1 protein-coding gene is annotated in these 1,616 nt (G+C 68.1%); it reads left to right on the top strand.

From position 1 onward, the window contains the following. The first annotated feature begins 104 nt into the window (after window positions 1–104). On the top strand, window positions 105–1,343 hold the full coding sequence (locus tag D6B71_RS22340) for an IS256 family transposase (protein WP_121259005.1): 1,239 nt from the start codon (window positions 105–107) through the stop codon (window positions 1,341–1,343). The last annotated feature ends 273 nt before the right edge of the window (window positions 1,344–1,616 follow it).

The raw sequence follows: 1,616 nt of genomic DNA, 5'->3' as shown, positions 1-1,616 counted from the left end.
GGTGTACGACGGACCTGAGTGAGCGCGTGCCTCCAACGTAGGCGCGGCCACCGGGTGGATCCTTCGAGTGATCTCCTACAACCGACTCGAAGAAGGACACACCGATGACCGCTGGACCCAGTATCGACCCTGCCCAGTTCCTCACCGAGCAGCTGGACCAGGCGAGCCCTGACCTGCTGCGTGACCTGCTCAGCACGTTCGTCAACGCCCTGCTGTCCGCGCAGGCCGACGCGGTGTGCGGTGCCGGCTATGGCGAGCGCAGCAGCGAGCGGGTCAACTCCCGCAACGGCTACCGACACCGCGACCTCGACACCCGCGTCGGAACTCTCGATGTCGCGGTCCCCAAGCTCCGACAGGGCAGCCTGTACCCGGACTGGCTGCTGGAGCGGAGGAAGCGGGCCGAACGAGCCCTCACCAGCGTGGTCGCGACCTGCTACCTGCTCGGGGTCTCCACGCGACGGATGGACAAGCTGGTGCAGACCCTGGGGATCACGGGGTTGTCGAAGTCGCAGGTCTCGGTGATGGCACGCGAGCTCGACGAGCACGTCGAGCAGTTCCGCACCCGCCGGCTCGAGGACGCTGGGCCGTTCACGTTCGTGGCCGCCGACGCGCTGGTGCTCAAGGTCCGCGAAGGCGGCCGGGTGGTGCCGGTGCACGTGCTGGTCGCGACCGGTGTCAACGCTGATGGCCACCGCGAGATCCTCGGCGTGCAGGTCACCTCCAGCGAGGACGGCGCCGGCTGGTTGGGGTTCTTCCGCGACCTGACCGCCCGCGGCCTGACCGGGGTCAAGCTCGTCACCTCTGACGCCCATGCCGGCCTCGTAGCGGCGATCGGCGCGACCATCCCGGGTGCGGCATGGCAGCGGTGCCGCACCCATTACGCCGCGAACCTGATGTCGGCGACCCCGAAGTCGTCGTGGCCGTGGGTCAAGGCCTTGTTGCACTCGATCTACGACCAGCCCGACGCCGAGGCCGTGCACGCCCAGTTCGACCGCGTCGTCGACGCCCTGAGCGAGAAGCTCCCCAAGGTGGCCGAGCACCTCGAGGAAGCCCGCGCCGACATCCTCGCCTTCACCGCGTTCCCCAAGGAGATCTGGCGCCAGATCTGGTCCAACAACCCCAGCGAACGCCTCAACCGCGAGATCCGCCGCCGCACCGACGTGGTCGGAATCTTCCCCGACCGAGCCAGCATCATCCGGCTCGTCGGCGCCGTCCTGGCCGAGCAGCACGACGAATGGGCCGAAGGACGCCGCTACCTCGGACTCGAAGTCCTCGCCCGAGCCCAAGCCGTCGACCACACCACCGAGGAGGTGACCGCCGCCCTTCAGGCCCTCACGGCCTGACCGACACGCCCAACCGAAGGATCAACCTCGTACACCACGCCCCGGGACTTGACCCCCGGCACGAAGACGGCTCGGACGCAGTCCGGCTGCGTCGCCACGCAGGGGTCTCTACTCCCCGAAGGGGAGGTTCAGGGGTCTCGATCTGCCCCCACATAGTGGGATTCGCGGGCTCTCTTTGGTCGATTTTTTCTCGATCCGTGGACGCGAATCTGAGTGTGGTTCCCCCCGAATCGTGGAGGGCTTCTCTATGCGGCTTCCCGGTCGGGGGCCGCG

Origin of the sequence: Nocardioides ferulae, from assembly GCF_003660455.1 — a bacterium.
Taxonomy (GTDB): domain Bacteria; phylum Actinomycetota; class Actinomycetes; order Propionibacteriales; family Nocardioidaceae; genus Nocardioides; species Nocardioides ferulae.
Note: the sequence above shows the minus strand (reverse complement) of the source record. Positions and strands in the feature narration are given on the sequence as shown.

What these genes read in the sequence shown, in the direction of transcription:
- D6B71_RS22340 (WP_121259005.1), top strand. Translation starts at nt 105, where the DNA reads ATGACCGCTGGACCCAGTATCGACCCTGCCCAGTTCCTCACCGAGCAG.